General features: G+C 71.9%; 17 protein-coding genes and 1 pseudogene. 11 read left to right on the top strand and 7 right to left on the bottom strand.

Features of this window, described 5'->3' with window-relative positions:
* Positions 1 to 408: 408 nt before the first annotated feature.
* Positions 409 to 1,032: a winged helix-turn-helix transcriptional regulator gene (locus tag ACZ6TD_RS08965; protein ID WP_471352352.1), complete on the bottom strand. Its 624-nt coding sequence runs from the start codon at positions 1,030 to 1,032 to the stop codon at positions 409 to 411.
* A 73-nt stretch (positions 1,033 to 1,105) separates the two neighbouring features.
* On the opposite strand from ACZ6TD_RS08965, the gene ACZ6TD_RS08960 reads away from it, so the two are divergent.
* The 5 genes and pseudogenes from ACZ6TD_RS08960 to ACZ6TD_RS08940 all read left to right on the top strand — a co-directional run bounded on the left by ACZ6TD_RS08960 (position 1,106) and on the right by ACZ6TD_RS08940 (position 8,650).
* Complete coding sequence (locus ACZ6TD_RS08960) at positions 1,106 to 2,020, top strand: alpha/beta fold hydrolase (protein ID WP_471352349.1); 915 nt, start codon at positions 1,106 to 1,108, stop codon at positions 2,018 to 2,020.
* 155 nt (positions 2,021 to 2,175) lie between these two features.
* Positions 2,176 to 2,499: pseudogene (locus ACZ6TD_RS08955) on the top strand (hypothetical protein); the annotation flags it as partial.
* Positions 2,500 to 2,591: 92 nt separating this feature from the next.
* Entirely contained in the window at positions 2,592 to 4,181 is a 1,590-nt protein-coding gene (locus ACZ6TD_RS08950) for an amidase family protein (RefSeq protein ID WP_471357572.1), read from the top strand.
* Positions 4,182 to 4,238: 57 nt separating this feature from the next.
* Complete coding sequence (locus tag ACZ6TD_RS08945) at positions 4,239 to 5,180, top strand: NAD-dependent epimerase/dehydratase family protein (protein ID WP_471352346.1); 942 nt, start codon at positions 4,239 to 4,241, stop codon at positions 5,178 to 5,180.
* 71 nt (positions 5,181 to 5,251) lie between these two features.
* The gene (locus tag ACZ6TD_RS08940; protein ID WP_471357570.1) at positions 5,252 to 8,650 is read left to right on the top strand and encodes an aminotransferase class I/II-fold pyridoxal phosphate-dependent enzyme; all 3,399 of its coding nucleotides are present in this window, start codon (positions 5,252 to 5,254) and stop codon (positions 8,648 to 8,650) included.
* A 22-nt stretch (positions 8,651 to 8,672) separates the two neighbouring features.
* On the opposite strand, the gene ACZ6TD_RS08935 is transcribed toward ACZ6TD_RS08940, so the two are convergent.
* The 4 genes from ACZ6TD_RS08935 to ACZ6TD_RS08920 form a co-directional block, all read right to left on the bottom strand.
* Positions 8,673 to 9,242 (bottom strand): toxin, encoded by a 570-nt coding sequence (locus ACZ6TD_RS08935; protein WP_471352344.1) that lies wholly within the window; start codon positions 9,240 to 9,242, stop codon positions 8,673 to 8,675.
* A gap of 13 nt (positions 9,243 to 9,255) precedes the next feature.
* Positions 9,256 to 9,696, bottom strand: a complete 441-nt coding sequence (locus tag ACZ6TD_RS08930; RefSeq protein WP_471352342.1) for a helix-turn-helix domain-containing protein — start codon at positions 9,694 to 9,696, stop codon at positions 9,256 to 9,258.
* Positions 9,697 to 10,035: 339 nt separating this feature from the next.
* Positions 10,036 to 11,190 carry an MAB_1171c family putative transporter gene (locus ACZ6TD_RS08925; protein WP_471352339.1) on the bottom strand — a complete coding sequence of 385 codons (1,155 nt, stop codon included), beginning with the start codon at positions 11,188 to 11,190 and terminating at the stop codon, positions 10,036 to 10,038.
* A 40-nt stretch (positions 11,191 to 11,230) separates the two neighbouring features.
* Positions 11,231 to 11,959: a TetR-like C-terminal domain-containing protein gene (locus ACZ6TD_RS08920; RefSeq protein ID WP_471352336.1), complete on the bottom strand. Its 729-nt coding sequence runs from the start codon at positions 11,957 to 11,959 to the stop codon at positions 11,231 to 11,233.
* Between the two features lie 158 nt (positions 11,960 to 12,117).
* Here ACZ6TD_RS08920 and ACZ6TD_RS08915 point away from each other — a divergent pair, with 158 nt between their 5' ends.
* The 5 genes from ACZ6TD_RS08915 (at position 12,118) to ACZ6TD_RS08895 (ending at position 20,858) form a co-directional block, all read left to right on the top strand.
* Complete coding sequence (locus tag ACZ6TD_RS08915; protein ID WP_471352334.1) at positions 12,118 to 15,339, top strand: NACHT domain-containing protein; 3,222 nt, start codon at positions 12,118 to 12,120, stop codon at positions 15,337 to 15,339.
* Between the two features lie 182 nt (positions 15,340 to 15,521).
* A complete protein-coding gene (locus ACZ6TD_RS08910; protein WP_471352331.1) occupies positions 15,522 to 17,582 on the top strand; it encodes an ATP-binding protein in 2,061 nt (686 codons plus the stop codon).
* A gap of 6 nt (positions 17,583 to 17,588) precedes the next feature.
* Positions 17,589 to 19,178 (top strand): ABC transporter substrate-binding protein, encoded by a 1,590-nt coding sequence (locus ACZ6TD_RS08905; protein WP_471352328.1) that lies wholly within the window; start codon positions 17,589 to 17,591, stop codon positions 19,176 to 19,178.
* 101 nt (positions 19,179 to 19,279) lie between these two features.
* A complete protein-coding gene (locus ACZ6TD_RS08900; RefSeq protein WP_471352325.1) occupies positions 19,280 to 20,221 on the top strand; it encodes a quinone oxidoreductase family protein in 942 nt (313 codons plus the stop codon).
* 43 nt (positions 20,222 to 20,264) lie between these two features.
* A complete protein-coding gene (locus ACZ6TD_RS08895) occupies positions 20,265 to 20,858 on the top strand; it encodes a TetR/AcrR family transcriptional regulator (RefSeq protein ID WP_471352322.1) in 594 nt (197 codons plus the stop codon).
* A 53-nt stretch (positions 20,859 to 20,911) separates the two neighbouring features.
* Here the strand turns inward: ACZ6TD_RS08895 and ACZ6TD_RS08890 are convergent, their stop codons facing one another.
* Together ACZ6TD_RS08890 and ACZ6TD_RS08885 are read right to left on the bottom strand one after the other, a co-directional pair.
* Entirely contained in the window at positions 20,912 to 21,709 is a 798-nt protein-coding gene (locus ACZ6TD_RS08890) for an SAM-dependent methyltransferase (RefSeq protein WP_471352320.1), read from the bottom strand.
* Positions 21,710 to 21,837: 128 nt separating this feature from the next.
* On the bottom strand, positions 21,838 to 22,641 hold the full coding sequence (locus ACZ6TD_RS08885) for a VC0807 family protein (protein ID WP_471352318.1): 804 nt from the start codon (positions 22,639 to 22,641) through the stop codon (positions 21,838 to 21,840).
* Between the two features lie 831 nt (positions 22,642 to 23,472).
* Here ACZ6TD_RS08885 and ACZ6TD_RS08880 point away from each other — a divergent pair.
* The gene (locus ACZ6TD_RS08880; protein WP_471352315.1) at positions 23,473 to 25,791 is read left to right on the top strand and encodes a hypothetical protein; all 2,319 of its coding nucleotides are present in this window, start codon (positions 23,473 to 23,475) and stop codon (positions 25,789 to 25,791) included.
* Positions 25,792 to 26,392: the final 601 nt, after the last annotated feature.

Genomic DNA, 26,392 nt, shown 5'->3' with positions numbered 1-26,392 from the left:
CCCGGGGCTCCGTCTCAGGCCCCGGGCTGGGGTTCCGCCCCAGATCCGGGGCTGGGGTTCTGCTTCAGGCCCCGGGCTGGGGTTCCGTCTCAGACTCCGGGCTGGGGTTCCGTCTCAGACTCCGGGCCGGGGTTCCGCCTCAGACTCCGGGCCGGGGCTTTGCCCCAGACCCGGGGTCCCGGGGCGGAGCCCTTGGTATCGGGAAGGGGCGGGGAGGGGACAAATCCGCCGGACACCCCCGTAGACGTCTAGGACCCGTTCTGAGTTCTGATCATGTGACTGTTCGGAGGCAGCGGATGCAGATGATGGCGCCCCGTAAGCGCAGTCCGGCTTGGTAGCTTTCGGGGCGACCGATCTTGCGGTGGCCGTCTCGGGTCCCGCCGCCAGCGAGGCACTCCCATTGGCGCGTCAGGCACCGAAGGCGGCCCGCACGACCGTCTCATCGCCTTCAATGTCGACGATCCCACGGACATCTTCGAGGGCGAGTACGCCAGCCGCCAGGCCGAGAATGATCGCGGCGTCAGCGCGGAGGACTGCGTCGAGCTCTCGGCCATCATGCGGGCTGACCTCTACGCCCGAGCTTGTCGCCCGCACTTGAAACAGCCGGCCGTCGACTCCAACCCCCATTGTCGATGACGAGTCTGCGGCCATCCTGTTGCCGAGCAGGGCGGGGAGGGCGACGACGAACCACTCGGTGCGGAAACTGTCACCGCCGGGCCCACGCACCATGAGCGGCGTGGACCAACGGATAAGCCCCTCGATTGGCTCCCGCAGTTCGGCGCCCCAGTGGGTGAGGGCGTACACAACGACATTGCCCTTCTCGGCCAACCGCCGCTCGACCACGCCGGCGGCCTCAAGATCGCGGAGCCGGTCGGAGAGCAGGTTGGTGGCCACGCCGGGAAGCCCGTCCAGCAGCTCGCGGTAGCGGGCGGGAGCCGTGAGGAGCTGGCGCACGATGAGCAGATTCCAACGGTCGCCCACGACATCGAGCGCTCGGGCAAGGCCGCAGTACTGGCCGTAGCTTCGACTCATCTCACCTACTTGACTTTCTCAAGTGTGCCTGACTAAATCAAGTCGAGTCTAGCCGTCGGATTGAGGTGTAGTCATGGCTGTCGCGGAAAGACCTGCCTGGATCGACGACGGACTGTTCCCGTTCGAGAGCCGCTTCGTCGCCATCGACGGGCACACCATCCACTATGTCGACGAAGGCTCGGGCCCCACGCTGCTGTTGCTGCACGGCAACCCAACCTGGTCATTCGTGTATCGCGACGTCATTCGCGCCCTGCGAGACGAGTTCCGCTGCATCGCGCTCGACTATCCCGGCTTCGGGCTGTCATCGGCCCGCCCGGGCTACCGGTATCTGCCCGAGGAACACGCCCAGGTCGTCACCGCTTTCGTCGACGCCCTGGGCTTGAGCGGGGTCACCCTCGTGGCCCACGACTGGGGTGGCCCCATCGGCCTCGCCACCGCGGAACAGCGGCCCGCCGCCTTCGAGGCGCTGGTGCTGACCAACACCTGGGGCTGGCCGATCACCGGCGCGCCCCACGTCGACATCGCTTCCCACCTGATGGGTGGGCCTCTGGGGCGCTTGCTGATCCGGCAGTTCAACCTCTTCGTCAATGCGATGATCCCTGCCGGGCACCGGCTGCAGAAGCCGACCGCCGACGAGATGGCCCACTACCGGAACGCTCTCGCCACCCACGACCGGCGTGAGGCAACGGCTGTCCTCCCTCGGCGTATCACCGCCGGCCGCGCCTTCCTCGCGGATGTGGAAGCCGGACTCCCCGACCTCGCGTCGCTCCCGACGCTCATCATCTGGGGCGACGCCGACTTGGCCTTCCGCAGCAAAGAGCGACAGCGGTGGGAGCAAACCTTCGCCGATCACCACACCGTGATTCTCGAAGGCGCCGGCCATTTCGTGCAGTCCGACGCGCCAGACCGGTTCGCGGCAGCGATCCGAGACTGGCGCACGCCCCCAACGACCCGTGGCGCCCGGCGCGCAGTGCCAACAGAGCCCTAGGGTCTGTGCGGGATCGGATCACTGGATCGGTGATTCCCGCTCCGGGAGGGTGTCGGCTGCGGTAGATCGGGCGCGTGACGCGTGGCGATCTCCAGGCGCTCATGGAGGCGGTGATCGCCGAGGCGGCGGCCTGCGGTGATGCCGATCTCGGCCTGGTCAGCGTGGATTCCACAGTCGCCCGCGCGCATCACCACGCGGCCGGGATGGTGGTCGACGCGGAGCTCCTCGACGAGTTGGAGAGGGCCCTGGCGGGGGAAAAGGGGCTCCACCAAAGGGGGCAAAACGACCTGGTAGGTGAGGTCTTCGACAAGCCGGCGGAAGCCGAGCGGGAACGGCGTCGTGCCCTGCGTCGACGCCACATTGCACGACTGCGGGCTGCCGCACTGGGCCGCTCCCGGGGCGGGCTGACCAGTAAGGTCCACCTCGCCGCCGACCGACACTGCCGCCCGCTGTCCATCATCCTCACCCCCGCACAGTCCCTAGGCCCGAGCTCGGCGCGTAAGCCCCTTGCGCCGGGCCGTCGGCCTGTAGTCCGCTGACCCCCATGAGGAGCATGAGGGCCATGAGCGCCATGAGGAAGCCGAGCCTTGCCACGCTGGTCGCCGCCCTGGTGGTGGGCTCCCTCTGCGCGGGCGCACCACAACCGCGGGCCGAGGCCGCCGAAGCGGCCGGCGGCACTCCGCCGACGTCGGCCGCTTCCCCCGCTGGGCTCGGCGTCGATCTCGACACGGTGACGATCCCGGAACTCCAGGCGCGGATGGCGAACGGTTCACTGACCTCCTCGGCCCTGACCGCCGCCTATCTGCGGCGGATCAAGGCCATCGATCCCACGATCCACGCGGTGCTGCGCACCGACCCCACCGCCCTGCGGCAGTCGGCCGCCAGCGACGCCAGGCACCGCCACGGCCACACCCGTGGCCCGCTCGACGGCATCCCCGTCCTCCTCAAGGACAACGTGAACACCCGCGACCTGCCCACGACGGCCGGGTCGCTGGCCCTGGCCGGAAGCCCGCCGGACACGGACGCCGCCCTGGTGACACGGCTGCGCGACGCGGGGGCGGTGATCCTCGGCAAGACCAACCTCTCCGAGTGGGCCAACTTCCGGGCCGCGAAGCCGACGTCGGGGTGGTCGGCGGTCGGCGGGCAGACCAACAACCCCTACGTACTGGACCGCAATCCCTGCGGGTCATCCGCCGGTTCGGGCGCAGCGCTCGCCGCGTCGCTGGCGCAGGTGGCGATCGGCACCGAGACCGACGGCTCCATCGTGTGCCCGGCCGGGATGAACGGGGTGGTCGGCCACAAGCCCAGCCTCGGCCTCGTCAGCCAGTCCGGAGTGGTCCCGATCTCCGCCGAGCAGGACACCGCGGGTCCCATGGCGCGCAATGTGATCGACACCGCGCTCACCTTCTCGGTGCTCAGCGACACCGCACTCCCCGGCGATCCCGCCGCCCTCCCGAAGGCACCCGGTCTGCGCGGCAAGCGCATCGGCCTGTGGCGGCTGCCCTCGCTCGGGCCCGAGGTGGACGCCGTGATGACCCGTACCGCGAAGCGACTGCGCACCGCGGGGGCCGAGGTCGTCGAGGTGACACCGCCGTACCAGGACCGGCTGGCCGAGCTCGAATTCCCCGCGCTGCTGAGCGAGTTCCACCGGGACATCGACGCCTACCTGGCCACCCGCAAGGGCCCACGCGACCTCGCCGGGCTGATCGAATTCAACCGTGCCCACCCGGCGGAGCGGACCTGCTTCGAAGGCCAGGAGCTGTTCGAGCGGGCGCTTGCCGCACCTCCCACCACCGACCCCGCATACCGGGCCATGCGCGCCGAGTTGAAGGACCTCTCGCGGCGTTCCCTCGACGAGACCATGGCCGCCCACCACCTGGACGCGATCGCCTCGCCGACGAACCCGCCCGCCTGGACCACCGACTGCGCACGCGGCGACAACGATGTGATCCCGTCCTCGACCCCCGCGGCCGTGGCCGGGTATCCGTCCTTGTCGGTGCCCGCCGGGTTCGTGGACGGGCTGCCCGTGGGCGTGCTCCTGATGGCAGGTGACCACGAGGACACCGAACTGCTGTCGCTGGGCGCCGCGGTGGAGCGCCGGCTGCACGCCTGGCGAGCGCCGCGCTACCTGCCGTCCACGGGAACCGACGCCTCCCGGTGAACGGCCCATCGGAACGTCTGGCTCAAAAGCCACAGATACTCGCGCTAGTGTGCGCGCGTGAACCTTCATGTCGTTATAGGATTCGGGCCCGCGGGGGCGGCCACTGCTCGGCTGCTCGCCGAAAGGGGCCATACGGTACGCGTCATCACCAGGTCGGGGCGCAGCCCGGAGCCGGGTATCGAGCACCTCGCGCTGGACGCGACGGACAGCGAGCGACTGACCGAGGCCGTGCGGGGCGCGGCCGCCCTCTACAGCTGTGGCGCACCGCCCTACCACCGCTGGGCGAGTGAATGGCCGCCCCTGGCCTCGTCGCTCCGCGCGACCGCCGAGGCCACCGGGGCGGTCCTGGTCATGCTGGGCAACCTCTACGGGTACGGCCCGGTGGACGGCCCCATGACCGAGGAGCTGCCGCTCGCCGCCACCGGCCCCAAGGGGCGGGTGCGCGCCGCCGGGTGGGAGCAGGCGCGCGACCTCCATGAGCAGGGCCGTATCAAGGCGGTCGAGGTGCGGGCGTCGGACTTCTTCGGGCCCGGCGTGACCGACGGCGGGCACCTGGCCGCGCGGGTCATGCCACGTGTGCTGCGCGGCAAGCCGGTCTCCTCGCTCGGGGACCCGGACACCCCGCACAGCTGGAGCTACATCCCCGACGTGGCCGCCGCCCTGGCCGAGGTGGCGGGCGAGGAGCGGGCCTGGGGGCGCGCCTGGCACGTACCGACGGCGCCCGCGCTGTCCACCCGCGAGATGGTCGACCGCCTCGCCACCGAGGCGGAGACCGGGCCGGTCGCGGTGCGCAGGCTGCCCTCGGCCGTGCTGGGACTCGCGTCGCTGGTCTCCCCGCTGCTCCGCGAGCTGAAGGAGGTCCGGTACCAGTTCGACCGGCCCTTCGTCATGGATGCGAGCGCCTACGAAGCCCAGTTCGCGGTGCGCGCCACCCCCGTCGACGAGCAGGTCAAGGCGACGGTGGCGTGGTGGCGCGAGCGACTGGCCACCGCCGGGTGACGGCCGTGACAGCGAAGGAATCCACAGTGGGCGCAAGCGGAACGCGGCGCGATGACGTCGCGATCGTGGGCATGGCCTGCCGGTTCCCGGGGGCGCGGAACGTCAACCAGTACTGGCGGCTCCTCAACGAACCGCGGGCGCAGTTCACCACCGTCCCGGACTCGAGATGGCGCACCGCCACCTTCCTCAGCGACAACTTACGCGACACATCCTCGACCTATACGGACACCATGGCGCTGCTGCCGGACGTGGGCCACTTCGACGCGGCGCACTACGGCATCCCGCCACGCCGGGCCAGATCGATGGATCCGCAAGGGCGGCTGCTGATCGACCTGACCCGTGAGGCCATCCAGGACGCCGGATGGGAGGCCGAGGGCTTCGACCGCGAGGAGACCTCGGTGATCACGGCGCTCACCGAGAGCGGCTATCGCGAGATCACCACCATGCGCATCCGGATGCGCCAGCTGACCGGCGGTGAGTTCGGGGCGCGGGCCACCGATCCCGGGTGGCCGGAGACGGTCCGCGCGGTGGACGGGCTGCACGGCTCGTCCGTGGCCGGGCTGCTGCTCAACATGGGACCGAACACCATCAGTTCGGTCTTCGATCTGCACGGCGAGAGCTATGCACTGGACTCGGCGTGCTCCGGTGGCCTCATGGCCGTGGCCAACGCCGTGTTCGCCCTGCGCGCGGGCCGCTGCCGGATCGCCCTCGCGGGCGGCGCCCAGCTGATCCTCGCCCCCGACCTGCTGGTGGGGCTGTGCCGGATCGGCGCCATCTCGCGCAGCGGCAGATGCCTGCCGTTCGGCGCGGAGGCCGATGGCTTCGTCCTGGGGGAGGGCGCCGGGGTCCTGGTGCTGCGCCCCCTGGCCGACGCGCTGGCCGCGGGCGACCGGGTCTACGCGGTGATACGGGGCGTGGGAACGGCCAACGACGGGACCGTACAGGGCGGAATGCACCCCCAGGCGGCCGGTCAGCTCAGGGCCCTGCGCCGGGCCTACCGCGACGCCGATCTCACCCCGGACACGGTGGGCTACCTCGAGGCGCACGGCACCGGGACCACCGTCGGCGATCCGGTCGAGGTCGGTGTCCTGCGCGAACTGCGGGGCGAGCGGGGCGCGCCCGCCTTCCTCGGCGCGGTGAAGGCGGTGGTCGGGCACGCGCTCAACGCCGCGGGGATCGCCGGGCTCGTCAAGACCGTCCTGGCCGTGCACCGGGGAGTGATACCGCCACAGCCGGAGTTCGACCTCGCCGACCGCTCCGGGCTCGACGCCGCGCGGCTGATCGTCCCGACCAAGCCCACCGTATGGCCGGGGTCCGGGCAGCCGCGCCGGGCCGGGGTGAGCGCCTTCGGCTTCGGCGGCACCGGTGTCCATCTGGTGGTCGAGGAGTGCGCCACCGCACCGGCCCGTCCCGCACCGGACGAGGGGCCGCGGCTGCTGGTGGTCAGCGCCCGCGACCGGGCCGGGCTGGTCCGCTACGCCCGGGAGCTGGCCGACACCCTCGCCGAGGACCGGCCGCCGCTGGCCGGGGTGGCGGACACCCTGGCCCGCCGGGCTCCGCTCGCCGAACGCCTCGCCCTGGTGGCCGAGGACACCGCCGACGCCGTCACCAAACTGACCGCCGCCGCCGAGGCCGTGGCGGCCGGCCGCACCGGGCGGCTCGGGCCGGGGCAGATGGCCGGTACGGTGCCACCCGGTGCGGAGCCGGAGGCCGCCGTGCCCGCGCCCGGCTCGCTGTCCGCCGAGGAACGCTCGGCCGCGCTGGCCGGGCTCGCCGAGCGGGCGGTCACCGGCGCGGGGCTCCGCCCCGCGCTGGAGCACATACCCCCCTGCACCCTGCCACCGAGCCCGCTCGCCCCGCGCCACCACTGGGCGGTGGACGCCTCGGCGCGCGCCCCCGAGGAGGCTCCGCCCGCCCTCGCGGCAGCGGGGGAGGGCCGGACCGGGCCGGTGGACGCGCGGGCCGGGGGAGGTTCCGCCGCGTCCATCGTGCTCGAAGAGCTGTCGCGGACCGGAGTCTTTCCGCTCGCCGATCTGACCGAGCGGATGGAGCTGGTGGCCGACCTCGGCTTCGACTCCCTGATGCTCCAGGAACTGGAGGTCAACATCGGCAAGCGGATACCGGGATTCCGCACCGAGGAGATCTTCTCGCCCGACCTCACCGTGGAACGGCTGGTCGGGCTGGTCGATCCGCATCTCACCGGGGAGCCCGCCCTCGGTGGGGCACCGCCCCGGGAGACACGGGCGGACGCGGACTGGGACGCGGCGACCGCGTGCGCCGATGACTTCCCCGAGGTGCGTCAGTTCGAGGAGCGCCTGAGCACGATCACGGGCAGCGGCGCGGACTTCCCGTACTTCCGCGTCCACCAGGGCACCATCCGCGATACGACCATGATCGACGACAGGCCGTACCTGTCCTTCGGCAGTTACAACTACCTGGGGCTCTCCGGCCATCCGGCGGTCAACGAGGCCGTGCACCAGGCGGTGGACCGGTACGGGACCTCGGTCTCCGCGAGCCGGGTGCTCTCCGGCGAACGGGACCTGACCGTACGGCTGGAGCGGGCGCTCGCCGACTTCCTCGGCGTCGCGGACTGCCTGGCGCTGGTGAGCGGCCACGCCACCAACGTCACCGCGATCGGGCACCTCGTCGGCGCGCGGGACCTCGTGGTGCACGACGCGCTCGCCCACGACAGCATCCTCCAGGGCTGCGCCCTGTCCGGGGCGGCGCGGCGCCCGTTCGCCCACAACGACATCGGCGCGCTGGAGGACACACTGCGGCGCAACCGGTCCCGGTTCCGCCGGGTGCTGATCGTCGTGGAGGGCGCCTACAGCATGGACGGCGACCTGGTGGACCTGCCCGCCGTGATCGAGCTGAAGCGGGCTTACGGCGCCCTGCTGATGGTCGACGAGGCGCACAGCATCGGCACCGTGGGCGCACGCGGCCGTGGCGTCGGCGAGTTCTTCGGCGTCGACCGGACCGACGTGGACCTGTGGATGGGCACCCTGTCCAAGACGTTCGCGAGCTGCGGGGGCTATCTCGGCGGCTCGGCCCGGATGGTGCGGTGGCTGCGGCATACGCTGCCGGGCTTCGTCTACAGCGTCGGCCTGACCCCGGCCAACGCGGCCGCGGCGCTGGCCGCCACCGAGCTGATCGTCGCCGAACCCCACCGGGTGCGCGCCCTGCGGCGCAACGCGGAGCTCTTCCTCGGCCTGGCCACCTCGGCCGGTCTGGCGACGGGCACCAGCGCCCACACCCCGATCGTGCCGTGTCTCCTCGGCGACTCGGCGAGGACCCTGCACATCGCGGACCGGCTGTTCGACCGCGGTGTCATCGCCGATCCGATCTTCCACCCCGCCGTGGAGGAGGGGCTCGCCAGGCTGCGGTTCTTCGTCACCAGCGAGCACCGTGAGGACGACATCCGGCGCACCGTGGCGATCCTGGCCGAGGAGGTGGCGGCCACCGGGGGATGAGTGAGGCACCGTCGGATCAACCTCAGATCAGGGTGCGTTCGATCCGGCTGAGCATGGCGTCCTTCCCGGATGCCCCGGCGTCCCCGGCCGTGGGCGCGCCATGCCGCTCCTCGGTGCCGCCCACCCGCTGGGAGAGCAGATAGGCGATGATCTCCGCTTCCTGCTCCTGGACGTCGTCGTAGGTCGCGCGCAGGAGCATGTCACGCACGAGGTCGGGGTCGAGGTTGGGGAAGAGGAGGCGGGCGCTCGCCTCGTCCAGCCAACCCGCCCCGCGATGGCAGCAGATGATGTGGCCCAGCTCGTGCAAGATGATGTGCTCCTGATGCGCGCTGGTCGTGTTGGCGTCGTAGAAGATGAGGTCCTCGTCGCGGGCGGCGACCCACATGCCGCAGGGGTGCGTCGCCGGCATCGGCATCGGGACCAGCGTGATCGGACGGCCGCGGACCTCGCCGAGATGGCGGCAGAGCTCGGCCACATCGGCCACCTCCGGCAGGTCGAGGTCGGCGATCCGCCGCGCACCGGCCTTCCGGAGCTTCTTGAGCTGACTGCGGCGGTCGTGATCGGCCGGCCGTCCCCTGTTGGCGCCCCTCACCCAGCCGCACCCTTCATTCCGAGTCCGAGGGGTCGGTGACCGGCGGAAGACCCTGGAGCTGCCGGTACTGATCCATGATGGTCGTGATGGCCTCGAGGTTCTCCTTCCGCATCCCCGCCGCGCGCATCGCCACGGCACGGACCCCGGCCTGGCGCAGCGCCTCGATGGCGGCGATCTCACTGAGCACCGACTCGGCGACCTGGTCGTCGAAGAAGTAGGCCACCGACACGCCGAAGAAGCGTGCCAGGGCGGCCAGCAGGTCCGGTGAGGGATTGGAGCGCTTGCCCGTCCGCAACTGCGACAGATACACACCCCCGACCTTCAATTCGGGGTTGGCCCGCTTGAGTTCCTCCGCCACCTCGGCGTTGGTCCAGTGCTTGCCCTTGGGACGAACCGTCTTGAAGAGGTTGTCCAGACGCACTGCCAGCATGGGCCGGTCATCAGTATCGGACATGCGAATCTCCCTCCCTCACCTCCTCGGCTTTGCCCCCGGCTAATCGTCAGTTTCGCAGATTAGCCGTCAGTTGACAATCGGGCGCAACTCCGCCACCGTGGACCTCGTCGATAGCTGCCAGCTAACTCCGCTCACGGGGGTGGCCGAGTTGGTTGCCAGCCCTATCGGCCTGGTTCGGCCCGGCCTTCCGGGCCGGGCCCGGGCCGGACCGAGTGGGGCCACCCACTCGGCTCGGAAGAAGGAAACGGGGGACACGGGGGAAACGGGGGAAGTCCCGCTCGGCCTGACGGGGGCAGACCGGGCGGGATCCTCCCTTGGTGCGAGCGCGCCCGCGGTCCCTCAGCGCGCCTTGCCGAGCCGCCGGTAGGCGGAGGCCACCTTGGTGAGCCAGACGACCTCGGCGGTGAAGTTGTCCGTGTCGCGGTCCTCGAAGTCGCCGGTGTCCGCGTTGTCGTCGGGAATGGTGCCGGTGCGCTTGGCGTGCAGGGCCTGTCTGATCTGCGCCGCCTCGGCGAACGCCTGCCGGGACTCCTCGCTCGCCCTGGGGCCCGGCCCGCCGTCGCCGTTCGCGGTGCGGTCGATGTAGGGGCGCAACTCCCGCCATCCGTCCCGTATTTCGATGACCCGCCGGTGCAGCCGGTAGTTGAGGTCGGAGACCGCGGCCCCGGGCGGCTCCAGGACGATGTCCGGCGAGGACTCGTACAGATCCCGCCACAGCGGATACAGGGCCCGGTAGGACCGGTAGCCGCGCGCCCACTCCACCAGCTTGGTGGCCGACGGCCCCCAGGAGGAGATCGTCAGGGCGAGCGAGAGGGTGACGATGCCCAGCGCGCTGAAGACGGAGGCGGCCAGGGTCCAGGCGCCGATGTCGAGCCCGCACGCGGCCGTGAGGACGTTGACCACCCGGGCCAGGCAGTAGAGGAAGAGGATCACCGCGGCGACGGAGAGCAGCCGCAGGGCCTGCCGCAGCGAGGTCTTGCTCGCCATACGGGCGTAGGGCCCGCACTGGCGCAGGATGGTGACGCACGGAACCGCCTGGGAGACCATGAAGACCAGGAGGTAGGTGAGGACCAGCGGCTGCCCGCTGCCGGTGTTGAAGTCCTCGGCCGGCCGGCCGGGGCCGTCGGCGATGAAGAAGAGCGCCGTAAGAAGCGCGTTGAGGGCGATGCCGGTGATCAGCCAGTAGCGGGCCTTGCGGCCCGACTCCTCGGCGTCGGTCGCCCAGCGCAGCAGGATGATCTGGGCGCTGACGCAGAAGGCGACCGCCGACAGGTGCATCACCAGGATCGCGAGGTTGCCGACGCCCAGGAAGCGCTCGCTCCCCATGGCGACGGCGCCCATCGTGAAGGTGAGGCACTGCAGCAGCAGGGTGATCAGCAGCGTGCGGTAGGCGCTGTCCCGCCAGCCCCGTCTGACCTGGAACAGCCGGTAGACGAGCGCGGTGTACGACGACAGCGCCGCGATGGCGAAGCAGAGAGTCTTGATGGTGTTCACGGCCCTTTCCCCCACAGGTGCCGCGCACGCGGCGAACGGTTCAGTCGGTGTTCTCGCCCAAGGGAACCACGAGTCCGATCCCTTCGGCCGCGACGGCGACGGCGTAGTCGAAGAACGCGGCCTCGTCCCGGACGCTGTCATGGGTGCGGCTGAAGACCTGGAACACCAGGAGCCCGATCAGGCTGCTCCACAGCACGATGCCGCGCTCGATGATGTCCGAGAACGGGGCCTCGGGCACCCCGCCGAAGAGCTGCACCGCCTCCGGCAGCAGCAGCGGCGGGCCCGGCACCTCCCGCCGGGGCGCAGTGAGTTCACCGGCCTCCAGCGCCGACCGCACGATGCCGGCCAGCACCGCGGGGGTGCGCGAGGCGGGCGGGACGGTCTCCTGCGGGGCGTGGTAATCCGGCACGGGCGAGCCGTAGACCAGCGTGAACTCGCCGGGGTTGGCGAAGGACCACCGGCGCAGCGCCCGCGTGACCGCGAGCAGCCGCGCGCCCGCCGACGCGCCCGCGTCCCGGGCGGCCAGGTCGGCCTGCTCCATCGCGGCGCCGGAGTCGTTGTAGGCGTCGATGAGCAGCGCGGTCAGCAGATCGTCCCGGTGCGGGAAGAAGGCTTCCACCTCGCTGACCGAAAGACCGCTCTCATGGGCGACGGCGGCCGGGGACAGCCCTCCGGCGCCCAGTTTCCCCAGAAGCTGGCGCGCGGTGGTCGTGATGGCCGCCCGAGCCCCTGAGTTGTCATCGGCGGAACGTGTTCCGGAAACATCCATGGGCCAAACCGTACCGGTGCCACGGCACTTCGCGCTCCGCGGACCCTGACCTGAACCCTGACCCCGGAGGGGTCTTCGCGGTTATGGTGAGCGGGATGTGAGCGGTTGTACGGGGCTCGGCGGGGGACGCGCGCCGACGCCGCGAGGGAGGGGCTGCTGTGGACGGCGGCACGGTGGGGCTGCGGATCGCGTCGGCAGTGGTCGTGCCGGTGATCAAACGACTGCTGCTGCCACCCGCGAGCGCGCCCGGCGCGGAGTACGGCGAACGGCCCGTACCGATCCGCCGGCTCGTCTCCTTCGCCAAGGAGCACCGCACCCTCACCGAGGACGATCTGCACAAGCTCGCCCGCGAGCTGGTCCGCCGCGCCGTGCGGGCCGCCGGGCCGCACGACCCGCCGATCGGCGCCGATGAGCACGACTCCGTCGGGCAGGCGCTGACCCGTACCCTGCACGCGCTCGGCGATCTCGACATGGACGACGTGCACGCCTTCGCGCTCGGACCGGAGCGGCTGGCCGCCGAGCTGTCCCGGCGCGCGGGCCCCGACACCCGCAGGCTCCTCAGCGACGACGCCGCCCGCTTCCACGACCGGCTCCTGGAGACGGCCTGCGTCCACCTCATGCGCTTCTTCAGCCAGCGGCCCGGCTTCGCGGCCCGAGCCCAGATCGAGCAGAGCCGCGAGATCCGGGAGCAGAGCGAGAAATTGGACGCCATCCTGCGGCGGCTGCCCGACATCAGCCGCCAGGACACAGAGTTCGAGGAGGAGTACGCGGCTTACGTCGTCGAGTGCCACGGCAGGCTCACCATCTACGGCGTGGACCTGCGCGAACCGGACGGCCAGGACTGGCCGCTGGAGACCGCGTACCTGAGCCTCCAGGCCAGGCCGTACCGCGATGGCACCGACCGGGTGCCGGTGGTGAACGGCGAGCCCGGCGCCGACCGGGACACCGAGGCCGAGCGGGCCCCGGGCCCGGCCGAGGCGGTCTTCGCCGGCCATGAGCGCGTCCTGCTGCGCGGGGTCGCCGGCACCGGCAAGACCACCCTCGTCCAGTGGCTGGCCCTCTCCACGGCGCAGCAGGACCGGGTGCCGGGCGGGCTGTCCCAGCTCTTCGGGCGGGTCCCCTTCGTGCTGCCGCTGCGCACCCTGGCGCGCAAGGACTCCGAGCTGCCGATGCCCGACGACTTCCTGCGCTGGATCGGCTGCCCGCTGGTGGGCACCGAGCCCGACGGCTGGGCCGCGCGGGTGCTGCGGCACGGGCGCGGAGTGCTCCTGATCGACGGGGCCGACGAGATCCCGAAGGACGACCGGGCCCGGGTGCGGGCCTGGCTGAAGAAGCTGCTCGCCGTCTTCCCCGGCAATCTGTGGCTGCTCACCTCCCGCCCCGCCGCCCTCGAACGGGGCTGGCTGGCCCGCGAGGGCTTCCAGGAGTTCGCGCTCGCCGCGATGCGGCCCGCCGACATGAAGCAGTTCATCCGGCGCTGGCACACGGCCGCGGGGGCCTCGCAGGAGCTCGGCGATTCGCTCACCCAGTCGCTGCGCAGCAGCCCCGAGCTGAGCCGTCTGGCGACCAATCCGCTGATGTGCGGCCTGATCTGCGCCCTGCACCGGGAGCGGCGCGGCTTCCTGCCCCAGGGCCGCGCCTCCCTGTACGAGGCGGCCCTGTCCATGCTCCTGGAGCGGCGCGACCTGGAGCGCGAGGTCTACGGCCGCAGCCGTAAGCCCGTCCTGGACCAGAAGTCGGCCACGGAGCCGCTCCAGAGGCTCGCGTACTGGCTGATCCGCAACGAGCGGACCCAGTTGGACCGCCCGGACGCGGTGAACGTGGTGCGGCGGCTGCAGCCGTCCGTGCCTCGCCTCGCCGAAGTCGGAACGGCGGAGGAGGCCCTGCAGCACCTGCTGGAGCGCTCCGGTCTGCTGCGCGAACCCGCCCCGGGCGCGGTCAACTTCATCCACCGCACCTTCCAGGACTTCCTGGGCGCCAGGGCCGTGCTGGAAGAGCGCGATATGGGCATGCTGGTGAACAACGCACACCTGGACCAGTGGGAGGACGTGGTGCAGATGGCCGTCGCACAGGCTCGACACCAAGAGCGTGCCGACCTGCTGACCCGTTTGCGCGAGCGGGGTGACCGGGAGCAGGACGCGACGGTCCAGGCGCGGTTACGGCTCCTCGCGCTCGCCTCCCTCGAACAGGCCACCCGCCTGGAGCCCACGGTCCGCGAGGCCATCGAGGACCGGGCCGCGCGGCTGCTTCCGCCGCGGAGTCTGCGGGAGGCCAGGTCACTGGCGCAGACCGGCCCGCTGCTGCTGGGCCTGCTGCCCGACGCCAAGGACCTGGAGGGCGACGAGGAGCTGGCCACCGTCCACGCGATCTGCCAGATCGGCGGGGACGCCGCCATCCCCAGGCTCCGGGAGTTCCTGGGCACCGGCCAGCCCGCGGTGCGCGCTCAACTGCTCGCCCACTGGGACCGGTTCGACACCAAGGTGTACGCCGAGGAGATCGTACGGCCGCTCCTCGACACCGCACCCGAGGAGATCGTCACGGTGCGCTCGCACGCCGAGCTGGAGGCCCTGCGCACCATGTCCGGCTATCAACGCGTCGGCCTGCACGGCGACTTCGCCCCCGAGGCGATCCGCGCCGCGCTCGACCCGCGCCACCTGCGCGAGCTGCGCCTGCGCAACACCCTCCAGCTGGAGGACCTCGATCTGCTCTCCGCCTACCCCGAGTTGGAGACCCTCGCCCTCCAGGGCTGCCGGAACGTGAAGGACCCCGTGCCGCTGACCCGGCTGCCCCGACTGCGGCGGCTGGAGCTGCGGGACCTGCCCCAGTTCGAGCCACTGCTGAAGCTGGCGGACTGCCCCCGTCTCGAGGGGCTCCTCATCGGACGGGAGGTGCCCTGGCGCGGCCTGTCCGACCTTCCGCGCCCCGCCGAGCTGCGGCTGCTCTCACTGCCGTCGTCGGCGGCGCAGCTCGCGGGGATCGTGGAGTGCCGGGGGCTGGAGGAGCTGCGGCTCCAGGACGCCAGCGAGCGGCTGACGCCGGACGAATGGGGTTCCCTCATCGCCGAGTTGCCCGAGCTGCGCAGGCTGACGCTCTCCCCGCAGCAGCTGAGCATGCTGCTGTTCGCCCCCCGCACCGAGATACCCCAGGTCACCCACCTGGATGTGTGGGCCAGGGCCGGCGTCGCGGTTCCGCTGCGGCGGATCGCCCGGCGGCTTCCGGGACTTGAGGAGATCCATCTGTCGCAGGTGGCGGAGCTCGATCTCGCCTCCCTCGCCGGACTGCGCCGGCTGCGCCGGGTGCGGCTGGTCTATCCGGGCGAGATTCGCGGCGCGGACTCGCTCCCCGAGAGCGTCGATCTCGACATATATCCGCACCCCTGACCGGCACTGTCTCCGATGGTGCCGCGTTCACCTGGTGGGATGTTTACCCAAGGGGTAAATTCAAGATTGTAGGCGTAGTTGGTACGGATGTCAGCGGCTGATGTCTCGGGGGAGCGGTGCCGCCCGTCTCCGAGGTCACGGCTGCCGGGCAGCAGAGGACGACTGAGGCGGGTCGCAACGGGATGCGCGTATCGGAAGGGTCACCGCTCTATGGCCGGGACCCGGTGCTGCGCTCGCTCGTTCCCCGGCTGACCGGCCTGGCCTACGACGAGCGGTCCCGGGTCGGCCGGGAGCACCAGGGCGACCTGCCCGTGGTGCTGCTGACGGGGTACCACGGCATGGGGCGCAGCGCCGTCCTCGAGGAACTCGCGGCGCGCTACCGGGACCGGCTGCCGCTGGCCCACGTCCGGGCCGTGGCCGCCGAATCCGCCCCCTTCCCGCCCGCGCCCGCCGACGGCGGTGCCCCCACCGCCGCCACCCTGGTGGAGATCCTCGCGGAGCTGGTGTGCGGGCTCGCCCCCGCGTTGCGCCGTCGCTTCCCCGTCCTGGTGCCCGGCCTGTTCGCCGTCTCCGGCTGGTACCACGGCAACGGCGAGCAGCGGGACGCCGCGTGTCTGAGGTTCGCCCGGCTGCTGCTCGCCTGCCGCCTCGCCGGCGGGGAGGAGAACGCGCTGAGACACGCCTGGGCCACCGCCGTCGAAGGCCGTCTGGAGACCATCGACGCGGAGGCCGACGCGGAGTGGGGCCGGGACGCGGTCACCGCCGCCGTGGTGGCCGAGTACACCGACCGGCACCAGCCGGCCGCGGCACAGGAGTGGTACCGGCGGCGCTTTCCGCGGGGTGCGGACGGCCAGGATCCGCTGGTGCTGCTCGGGGAGTGGTTCCAGCGGGGCGGCGACTACCGGCACGCGGCCGAGCAGAGCCTGATGGCCGCCTTCCTCCACGATGTCGCCTCCTCCTACGGCAGGCTCCAGCGGTGGAACCGCGAACCGTGGCCGCTCATCCTGCTCGACGACGCCCACTGCCCGCCCGGACAGGACTTCCTCGACCTGCTCCTCGAACACCGCGCGCTGCCCGAGCGCCCCGACCACGAGGAAATCGTCGTCGTGGCCACCCGCCTCGGCGGTTTACCCGAGGACGCGTCCGACGCCGTCCGCCGCGACCTGCCCGACCTGGTGAAGTCCTCCGGCTGGCAGCGCCGCGGCCTGACCCCGTCCGCCGGACTGCTCGCCGTCCCGCTCACCCCGCTGAGCCGGGACGACATCCTGCCCCTCCTGGTGCCGGGCTGGCCCACCCGGCCGCTCCATCCCTATCTGGCCTCCGCCGTGCACTCCCTGACCGGCGGGCACCCCGCGGTGACCACCGTGCTGTGCGCGGCGGTCCTGGACGCCACCAAGCGGGGCCGCGGGGTGGACCCGCGGGACCTCCTCGAACTGAACGCGAAGGACGGCCGCCCGGTCACCGAGGCGCTCCTGGAGCGGCTGCTCCCGGACCGGCGCCAGCGCGACCGGCTGACCCTGCTCTCGCTCGCCCGCGACAGCACCGCGGCCGAGGCGCTGGCCGAGCATCTGCGGCTGCAGGGCCCGGACCAGCTCCCCGCCAACTCCGCCACCGACTACCTCGAAGAGCAGCAGTGGCAGCAGCTCACCCCGCCCGACCAGCCGTTGGTCACCGACGCGCTGCTGCGCACCCTGCTGGTGCACGAGGCGCGCCGCACCTCCTCGCGGGCCGAGGACGGCCGTAGCTGGCAGGACATCCACCGCTTCCTGCGGATGCACCACGCCCAGCGCGGCGAGAGCGGCGAGGCCGACGCCCTGCGGCACACGCTCGCGGCCGGGAACGCCGAGACGGTGGTGGCCATGCTGACGGAGGAGTTCCAGTCGGAGAAGGACGCGCACGCCGCCGCGCACTGGCTGCTGTGCCTCCAGTACGCCGCCACCGCGCCCACCCCACCGGCCGAAGAGTGGACCGACGAACGGATGCAGATCGCCCTCGGCGCGCACGACGGCCGGTACGCCGAACTGCACGAGATCGAGCGCTGCGTCAACCGGCTGCTGCACGCCCTGTGGCATGTCTCCGAGCCGCACGCCGAGCCGGACCCCGATATGTGCAAGGCGGTCGGCGAGGAGCTGGCCTATCTCTCACCGCGCCATCCGTCCTGGCACGCCGTCCTGGGCCAGGCGGCCCGCAACTGGCCCGCGGCGGCGCGGAAGAAGCGCCCCTTCCCTATCTCCGGTCAGTGAGGAAGCATGCTGCTCCGTCTGTTCCGCCGTCATCCTCGCGAGTGGGGGCCGCTCGAATGGCTGGCCGTCGTCGGAATCGGCGTCCTGGTCGCCGCCGCGATCACCGTCGCCGTCAACCTCGCCCAGGGCCCCGGCAGGTGCGGTGACGACCTGCGGGACATCGACGGGGACTGCGTGGGCGTCACCGAGGAAGCCTTCGAGGCGGACCCGGGCGTCGAAAGCCTCATCGGGGCGGTGGCGGACGAGAACGCCCGGGTGAAGCGGGGCTGGGAGGACCCGCCGAGCGGGCCCAGGATCCCGTACGTGCGGATCGCGCTGATGATGCCCTTCACCGCGGACGACCACAGCGCCATGACGGCGGACATGATCCGCCGTGGCATCGCGGGCGCCCTGGCCGCGCAGCGGCAGGCCAACCGCTTCGGTGGACCGCACTACCAGCTGCTGCTCGCCCCCGACGGCCGCAACCTCGACCAATGGGAGCCCGTGGTCGACCGTCTCGCCGAGCTGACCAAGGACACCCGGGCGCCGCTGGTCGGCGTGACCGGCATTCCCAGCAGCACTCCGGAGACCCGTAAGGCGATCGCCGCGCTCAGCAAGCACAGCATCCCCACCGTCGGCCCGGTCATCACCGCGGCCAACATGAACTCCCCGTACTTCTTCAAGACCTCGCCCAACAACGACCAGTTCGCCCGCGCCCTCAAGCTCTACCTGGACCGTAAACCGGCGCGGCACAGAGGCTTCCTGGTCTGGGACAACCGCAGCGAGGACGTCTACTCCCAGAACCTGCGCAGCGTCTTCGAACGGCACTTCGGCACCGCGTACGACCTGACCAACCACAACTCGAACTTCACCGGCACCTCCGGCACCGACAAGGGCATCCCCCAGCGGTTCACCGACGCCGTCCAGAAGATCTGCAACGATAAGTCCGACACGGTCTTCTTCGCGGGCCGCGACCAGGACCTCCCCGCCTTCATGGAGCGCATGGCGCAGGAGGGCAGCTGCGGGCGCACCACGACGCTGCGCATCCTGAAGGTCGGCATCGGCCTGGAGCCCACGCTCACCGGCGACGCGCCCGCCCGATGGCTGGACGAGGCCCGGGCCACGATCGTCGACGCCTCCGCCGTCGACCCCGCCTGGTGGGCGGGGAAGGCCAAGCCCAAGAAGGCGCTCGGCCGCTTCCTGGACCGCTTCGAGGAGATCCGGACCCGGCACAAGCTGGGCGACAAGCCGCTCGACGACGGCTACGCCGTGATGTACCACGACGCCTTCACGCTGCTCGCGGGCGCCGTGGACCGCACCTTCGCCGAGATCAACGAGGGCGGCGGGAAGGCGCCCGAGGCGTTGAGCATCCCGACGAAGGACGATGTGTACAACACCCTCATCATCCCGAGCATCGCCGGTGACGGGTGCAGCTCCTGCCTGGTCGGCGCCGGAGGGACCTACGGGTTCGAGGGGCCGGGCAAGAACGACCAATGGGCCGTGTGCAAACCCGTGCCCGTGGTCGAGTTCCCGTCCAGCGCCCGCTCCGGGGATCCGGGCGCGCCGGGCCTCTACCGCACCTACCGGAACGGCTCCAAGAACACCTGCCCCTCCTGACGCCACGGCAGGCGGTGATGGCTTCCCGTCGTTGACGTTTCACGGATGTCATCATAACGTTCCGATTCGGATCGGAACGTTATGATGAAGGAGAGCAGCCCATGAAGGCCGTGATCGTCAGGTCGCCGGAGGATCTCGCGGTGGTCGACGCGCCGGAACCGGTTCCCGGGCCGGGCCAGGTGCTGGTCGACATCGACGCGATCGGCGTCGGCTATGTGGATGTGATGGCCCGCCGGGGCGAGTACGCCTACTTTCCGGGTGTGGGTTCGGTGCCGGGGCTGGAAGTCGTCGGCCGCGTGACGACGGTCGGGCGGAACGCGCCCGAAGCGCTGGCCGGGCAGCGGGTTCTCGCCCTGCCGGCCTTCGGCGGTTACGCCGAGAAGGTTGTCGCCGACGCCGACCGGGTCCTTCCGGTTCCGCCGGGCGCCGACGCGGCCGACGTGGTCGCGCTGGGGGTGAACGCGCTGGTCGCCGAGGGCGCGCTGCACCGGGCGGGAGCGGCCGCGGGCGAACGTGTGCTCGTCCGCGGCGCCGGCGGCGGGATCGGCGTGCTCGCCACGCAGATCGCCCACGCTCGCGGAGCCGAGGTCACCGTCGTCACCTCGTCCCCGTCCCGCGGCGAACGCCTGCGGGCGCTGGGTGCCGCACGGGTCGTCGACCGGACCGCGTCCGCTCTGCCCGACGAGACCTACGACGTCGTCGTGGACACGGTCGCCGGCCCGGATCTGGGGAAGCATCTCGAACTCCTGCGGCCCAACGGGCGTTACGTCCTCTGCGGCGGCGCGGGCGGATCTCCCGGAACCGAAGCGTTCGCACCGCTGCTGAGCCACTTCCACGCATCGCCGACGCTGTTCGCGCTCAGCCTGAACTCGGTGTCCCCCGAGGACCTCCGGTCCTCCTGGGCGAGGATCGCGACACTCCTGGAGGAAGGCCGGCTCTCCGCCGTACTCGACCGCAGTCTCCCGCTCGCCGAGGCCGATGCCGCACTCCGGCTGGTGGAGGGCGGAAGGCCGTTCGGCAAGGTCGTCCTGGTTCCCCGGTAGGCTGGCCGGACAACAGGGTTTCGGGTGGTTCCAGGAGAGTTCGATGGCACGTCGGCGGGACGAGCGGATCGACCACGCCGTGCTGGCCGCGGTGACCGAACTCGTACGGGAGGTCGGTTACCCGGCCCTGACCATGGAAGCCATCGCGCAGCGGGCGGGCACCACCAAACCCGCCATCCGCCGGCGCTGGAAGAGCCAGAAACACCTGGTCGTCGAGGCCATGGCGCGGGACCGTGCCGGTGTCGTGAAGATGGACACCGGATGCACGCACTGCGACATCGTCGGGCATCTCGAAGCGCTCCGGGCCGCCATGAGCGATCCGGCCCTCGGCCATGTGCTCCCGGCACTCGTGGCCGACCTCGCGGACGATCCGGAGCTGCGGGACACCTTCCTCACCGCGGTCTGGGCACCTCGCCGGGAAGCGTGCGCGGTGTCCCTGAGGAAGGGGATCGCACGCGGCGACCTGCGCCCCGGCTTCGACGTCGACCTCATGATGGATCTGTTCTCCGCTCCCATCGTCTTCCGGGCGCTCTTCGGCCACTCCGCGCTCGGACCGGAGTTCCCGGAGGACGTCACGCGCGCCCTGCTCTCCGGGGTGGGAACCGGCGACGGACACCGCTGCGCGAAGAGCGGCTGACACCGGCCGGTGCCGAGCCGCGCGCGGGCGGCTCCGCCCGCGGAGGCGGTGGTTCAGCCGGTCGTGAGCGCCACGCCGCCGTAGTAGCCGATCTCCCCGGGCCCGGTCGGCGGCCGGACGTCCGGGCGCCAGAGCGGGACCTCGACCAGACCGGGCTCGACCAGGTCGAAGCCGTCGAAGAACCGCTCGATCCGGTCACGGGACCGCAGGTTCAAGGTGGCGGTGGCATCGTCGTAGACGGCCGAGGCCGCGCTGCGGTCGGCGAAGTCGTCCGTGGCGTGGGAGAGCACCAGGAAGCTCCCGGCCGGCAGCGCGTCGCGCAGGGTGGCCAGGACTCGCTCGGGCTCGTCCGCCTCCGTGAGGAAGTGGACGATGGCGATGAGGAGCACCGCGACCGGCTGGTCGAAGTCGATGACCCGGCGGACCTCGGGGTGGTCCAGGATGGCCCGCGGGTCGCGCAGATCGGCTAGCGCGATGCTGGTCGAGGCCGAGCCGCGCAGGAGCACATTGGCGTAGGTATTGACGATCGGGTCGTTGTCGACGTACGCGACGCGCACGTCCGGCGCCAGCTCCCTGGCGATCTCGTGCACATTGGGGGAGCTGGGCAGCCCGGTGCCGATGTCGAGGATCTGCCGGATGCCGCTGTCGACCACATAGCGCACGGCGCGCCGCAGGAAGTCGCGGTTGGCCCGTACGCCGCTCCACACCTCGGGCGCCGCGGCGGCGAGCCGGTCACCGGCGTCGCGGTCCACCTCGTAGTTGTTCTTGCCCCCCAGCAGGTAGTCGTAGATCCGGGCGGGGTGCGGCCTGCTGGTATCGATCTCCTCGGCGCGGAAGCCGTTCTCCGTCAACGCTGTGCTCCTCTCGACGACCGTCACGGCCCCCGCCCGCGTTCGACCGTCGAACAGCTTCCCATACCAACCTCGGTGCCGGGCGCCGGAGTTCCCCCTCGGCCGGCATTCCGGTGCCAGAGGGCCGGTCAGGCCCCGGCCGCCGCGGCCGGCGTGTCCGCCGTCGGCTCCGCCTTCGCCTCCGCTTCCGCAGCCGCGGCTGCCGCGGCGGCGGCGCGCTCCTGGCCCTTGCGGCGCGACCGCTTGCCGTAAAGGGCCGTCCACGTGCCGAGGGAGCCCAGCACGGCGTAGATCAGGACCGGGCTCAGGACCACCATGGTGTCGGTTCTGAGGGTGTAGGACAGCACGACCCGGACGGCGGACTCGATGCAGTAGGCCACGCCCCAGACGGTCGTCATCGTCATCATGGCCTTGCGGAAGCCATCGACGTGCCACAGGCCGTTCCACCAGGCGGTGCTCGCCTCGGTGCCGTCGGTGGCGAACTTGCGCCCCAGGTAGAACATCAGGGGGCGCGGCGCCAGCAGCGTCGCCAGGCAGAGCACCCCGAACAGCCCGGTGACGCACGAGTCCTTGATCAGCAGCGCGCGGGCCGAGTGCGCGCCGACCGTCGACACCACGGCCGTGATCACGATGAACACCAGGGTGACGATGGCGAGTTCATCGAGGCGGCGGCGCCAGGCGAGGTGGACGGCGCCGTCGACCACCGGCCAGGCGCTGCTGATCAGCAGCGCGGCGAATTCGCTGAAGCCGTGGTCGCGCAGTGCGTTGTACGTGGTGATCGGTGCGACGACGTTGAGGCTGAGTGTGACGGCCCAGCCGAGAATGGCGGCCCTCTTGGACCGGGCGGGCGCTTTGGGCCGCTCGCCGGTCTGTGGCGCCTCCGTATCCGATGCGGTCGAGGCGCCTTGCGTGGTCGAGTCCTGAGTGAGCACGGTTCCCCTGTAAGTGTGCCTGGTGGTGCTGTGCGTGGTGCTGCGAGAAAAGAGAAACGTAAAGCAGTCATGTCGTAAGAGGACAGTGCCGGGACGCCAAATGTTGGGAAGTCGACGTCCATTGCGCTGAGTGGCCCTGAGAAAAACCCTTTGCGAACACCATCCGGTTAACAGCGGTTTCCGGTGTGTGCGGTGCGCTGGAAAATCCGGCCGCTCCCCCTGATAGCGGGTCATTGCGGGGCTTCTCCGCACTCCAGGCTGTAGCGTCCCGGCGTCCAGGCAGCTCATCGGGCGACCGCCCCGACGAGGTCGGCGGTCGCGTCCCACAGCCGACCGGCCATGGCCGAGTCGAGGCCGTCCTTGCCCTGCCGGCGGTTGCGGCTCGCTGGTGGCGTGCACCACGCAACCGTACGAGCAGCCCGCCGGCGCCCTCGACCAGCACCAGATCGTGCTCGGTGGCCAGCTTCCCGGCCGCGTCGGCCACCTCGTGCGGCCGCACCGGCGGCCGTCCGGCGCGGCGGGCGGCGCGGCGGGCGGCGGTGGCGGGGGCCAGCGGCTCGGCGTTCTTGCTCTTGCGGTCATTCTTGATCATGTCCGCCGCGGGCTGGCCGGACGGAAAGGCGAAGATTCCGTGGGGATGAGGGCCGAATTCACCGTGGCCGCTCCACGGGGGTGGCGGGAGGGGGAGGAGAGGTGACGGGCGCTCGGTTAACGCCTCAGAGCGGCGCTTCTCGGCCAGCTTTGGTCCGTACCTGTAAGTGATCTCTTCCGGGGGCGAACCTGTGGGACGTCAATGTGCTTGATCCCCGTCACGGAAGGATCTGCTGCCTCATGTGGTACCGACGGATCAGACGGACCGCGGCGCGCGGAACCGGAGCGCGCGGCGCCCGCGCCCTCGCGACCGGCTGCGTCCTCGCCGCCCTCGGGCTGGCGGCCGGCCCCGCTCCCGGGGCCCTGGCCGCCCCCGCGGAGCGCACCCCAACCGCCGCGGCCTCCCCGGCTCCTGACGCCACGGCGCACACCGTCACCCTGGTCACCGGCGAGCGCGTCACGCTCGGCGCGGACGGGAGCGTCGTCGTGGCGCCGCGGCCGGGGGCCGCGGCGGACTATGTCACCCGCCGCTTGGACAACGATGTCTTCGTCATTCCGCTGACCGCGCTGCCGTATCTGGGCCGCACCCTGGACCCCGCGCTGTTCAACGTCTCCGCCCTCGCCGAGGCCGGGCTGACCACCACCCCGGTACGGGTCGAGGCCGAGGGCGGCGCCACGGCGCCGCCCTCGGGTCCCGCCTTCGGCGCGGCGCTGGCGCGGCAGGTCGGTGCCGAGGCGGGGGAGGGGGCCGTCGGCGACGGCCCGCTGTTCGGTGGCGTCACCGCCGTCGTACCGGCGGTCGCCACGGCCGGTGGACGGGCCGCCCCGCGCCCGCCCGCGCGGGCGGACCACACGGTGGCGGACCAAGCGCGAGCGGACCACACGCGGGCGGACCACATGCGGGCAGACCGTACGCGGCGGGACCACACGCGGGCGGATCACCCGGTGAAGGTCACCGTGCTCGGTACGGACGGCAAGCCCCTCCCGGGCGCCACGCCGTTCGCCCTGGCCAACGTCGACGACGCCACCCTCTACCGGGAGCCGGCCCTCCAGGCCGTCGACGGCGAGGCGAAGGCCGAGGTCCCCGCGGGCCGCTACAGCGCCATGGTCTCCGCCCCGACCTTCGACGGCGCGGGCGAGTCGACCGGCATCCGCATGGCCACCGCCGAGTTCACCGTCCCGGACGGCGCCACCGCGACCGATGTCGTGCTCGACCTGCGCAAGGCCACCGAGCGGGTCACCTTCTCGACCCCGCGGCCGGCCGAGGAGCACCAGCTGATCCTCCACTACCTGCGCGACGACACCAAGGGTGAGGTCGCGGTCAACGGCGGCGTCGGCGTCTCCAGCGGCGCGCCCGTCTACGTACAGCCCTCCGGCCGCCCCGTCACCACCGGCGATCTGCGCTTCAACGTCTACACCCACCGCAAGGCGCCCGCGGACGCGGCCACGCCCTACTCCTACGACCTCAAGCTGGCCAACCCCGCCGGCGTGATCGCGAAGAACCAGCACTACAAGGTCACCGGACGCCAACTGGCCACGGTGCGGACCAACTACCACAGCGATACGCCGGGCCGCGCCCAAGAGGTCGCACGCCTGATGTATCTGCCGTACGAGAGCAGCGGTGAGGCGCTGTCCGAGCCGTTCAAGACACCGGCCCGGCGGATCGAGTACGTGGGCGGCTCGGCAGGAGCCTCCTACCACGACTGGCTCAAGGCCGGGGAGCGGCGCTTCGTGTCCGAGAAGCAGACCCTCCGGCCCGGCCGGACCACCACGGTCGACTGGCTGCGCGGCCCGCTCGCCCCGGGCTTCACCGAGCCCGCGCGGGGCGCCGCCGCGGACGAGACGTGGTACTGCGCGGCGTGCCGTAAGGGCGATGCCCTCACCTTCTCCCTGACCACGGTCATGGACTCCGCCGGGCATCACGCCCTCGCGCTCCCGTCCGACGTCACCTCCTCGCACTTCGCGGTGGTCTCCGGCGATACGACCCTGTACGAGGGCGACGGCGTCTCCGGTGGCGTCCTGACCGTGCCGCCGCGGAAGGCTCCGTACACGGTGGTGTACGACCAGACCCGGACGAACGGCGAGTTCCGCCAGTCGCTGACCACGCACACCGAGTGGACCTTCTCCTCGGGTCATTCGGGCGCCCAGACCGTGCCGGACAACTGGACGTGCGTGTCCGGGGCGGGCGAGTACGACGGGCCCGCCGAGTGCTCGGCGCTGCCGGTCGTCGTCCCGCACTACCGGCTCGACGCCGCGCCGGACGGCACCAGCCCGGCCGGTGACGACCATCTCGTCGTCGGCTTCGGGCACGTACCGGGCGTGGCGGCCGCGCCCGCGGTCACCAAGGCGAGGGTCGAGGTGTCCTTCGACGGCGGCGAGCGGTGGACGGCGGCGGCCATCACCGCGCTCGGCAAGGGCCGGTTCCGCGCGGACTGGACCACCCCGGACGCCGCGGCGGGTCGGGACGCGTCGCTGCGTGTCACCGGGACGGACGCGGATGGCAACGCCGTGACGCAGACGGTGAAGAGCGCGTTCACGGTGGCCGCGGCCCGCGGTTAGGGCGTGTCCGGCGGGCCTGGACGCCTGCGGCGGGCTACTCCCCTCCCCGCCCCTTCCCGAAACCGGGGCTCTGCCCCAGTCCCCGGTCCGGGGCTGCGCCCCAGACCCCGGTCCGGGGCTGCGCCCCCCAGTCCCCGGTCCGGGGCTGCGCCCCCCAGTCCCCGGTCCGCGGCTCTGCCCCAGTCCCCGGTCCGCGGCTCTGCCCCAGTCCCCGGTCCGCGGCTTCGCCCCAGCCCCCGGTCCGGGGCTGCGCCCCAGATCCCGGCTCGGGGCTCTGCTCAGACTCCGGGGCGGGGCTGCGCTCCAGACTCCGGGGCGGGGTTCCGTCCCAGTCCCCGGGGCGGGGCTGCGTTGGAGGCCCTGGGCCGGGGCTCTGCCCCAGATCCCGGGGCGGGGCTGCGCTCCAGGCCCGAAACCGCGGCTGTGCCCCAGTCCCCGGCCCGCGGCTCCGCCCCAGTCCCCGGTCCGGGGCTTCGCCCCTTCCCGCGGCATTGATATGCGGCTCCGCCGCGTGGCGGGGCTCCGCCGCGTGGCGGAGCTCGGCCGCGGGTCTTGGGGTCCAGGGGCGGAGCCCCTGGTATCGGGAAGGGGCGGGGAGGGG

Source organism: Streptomyces yongxingensis, assembly GCF_055597465.1.
This window is presented reverse-complemented; position numbering and strand designations above follow the sequence as displayed.

Excerpts from the sequence above, each read along its gene's own strand:
- ACZ6TD_RS08965 (WP_471352352.1), bottom strand. The coding sequence starts at position 1,032 with ATGAGTCGAAGCTACGGCCAGTACTGCGGCCTTGCCCGAGCGCTCGAT.
- ACZ6TD_RS08960 (WP_471352349.1), top strand. The coding sequence starts at position 1,106 with ATGGCTGTCGCGGAAAGACCTGCCTGGATCGACGACGGACTGTTCCCG.
- ACZ6TD_RS08950 (WP_471357572.1), top strand. The coding sequence starts at position 2,592 with ATGAGGAAGCCGAGCCTTGCCACGCTGGTCGCCGCCCTGGTGGTGGGC.
- ACZ6TD_RS08940 (WP_471357570.1), top strand. The coding sequence starts at position 5,252 with ATGGCCTGCCGGTTCCCGGGGGCGCGGAACGTCAACCAGTACTGGCGG.
- ACZ6TD_RS08930 (WP_471352342.1), bottom strand. The coding sequence starts at position 9,696 with ATGTCCGATACTGATGACCGGCCCATGCTGGCAGTGCGTCTGGACAAC.
- ACZ6TD_RS08920 (WP_471352336.1), bottom strand. The coding sequence starts at position 11,959 with ATGGATGTTTCCGGAACACGTTCCGCCGATGACAACTCAGGGGCTCGG.
- ACZ6TD_RS08910 (WP_471352331.1), top strand. The coding sequence starts at position 15,522 with ATGCGCGTATCGGAAGGGTCACCGCTCTATGGCCGGGACCCGGTGCTG.
- ACZ6TD_RS08905 (WP_471352328.1), top strand. The coding sequence starts at position 17,589 with ATGCTGCTCCGTCTGTTCCGCCGTCATCCTCGCGAGTGGGGGCCGCTC.
- ACZ6TD_RS08900 (WP_471352325.1), top strand. The coding sequence starts at position 19,280 with ATGAAGGCCGTGATCGTCAGGTCGCCGGAGGATCTCGCGGTGGTCGAC.
- ACZ6TD_RS08895 (WP_471352322.1), top strand. The coding sequence starts at position 20,265 with ATGGCACGTCGGCGGGACGAGCGGATCGACCACGCCGTGCTGGCCGCG.
- ACZ6TD_RS08880 (WP_471352315.1), top strand. The coding sequence starts at position 23,473 with ATGTGGTACCGACGGATCAGACGGACCGCGGCGCGCGGAACCGGAGCG.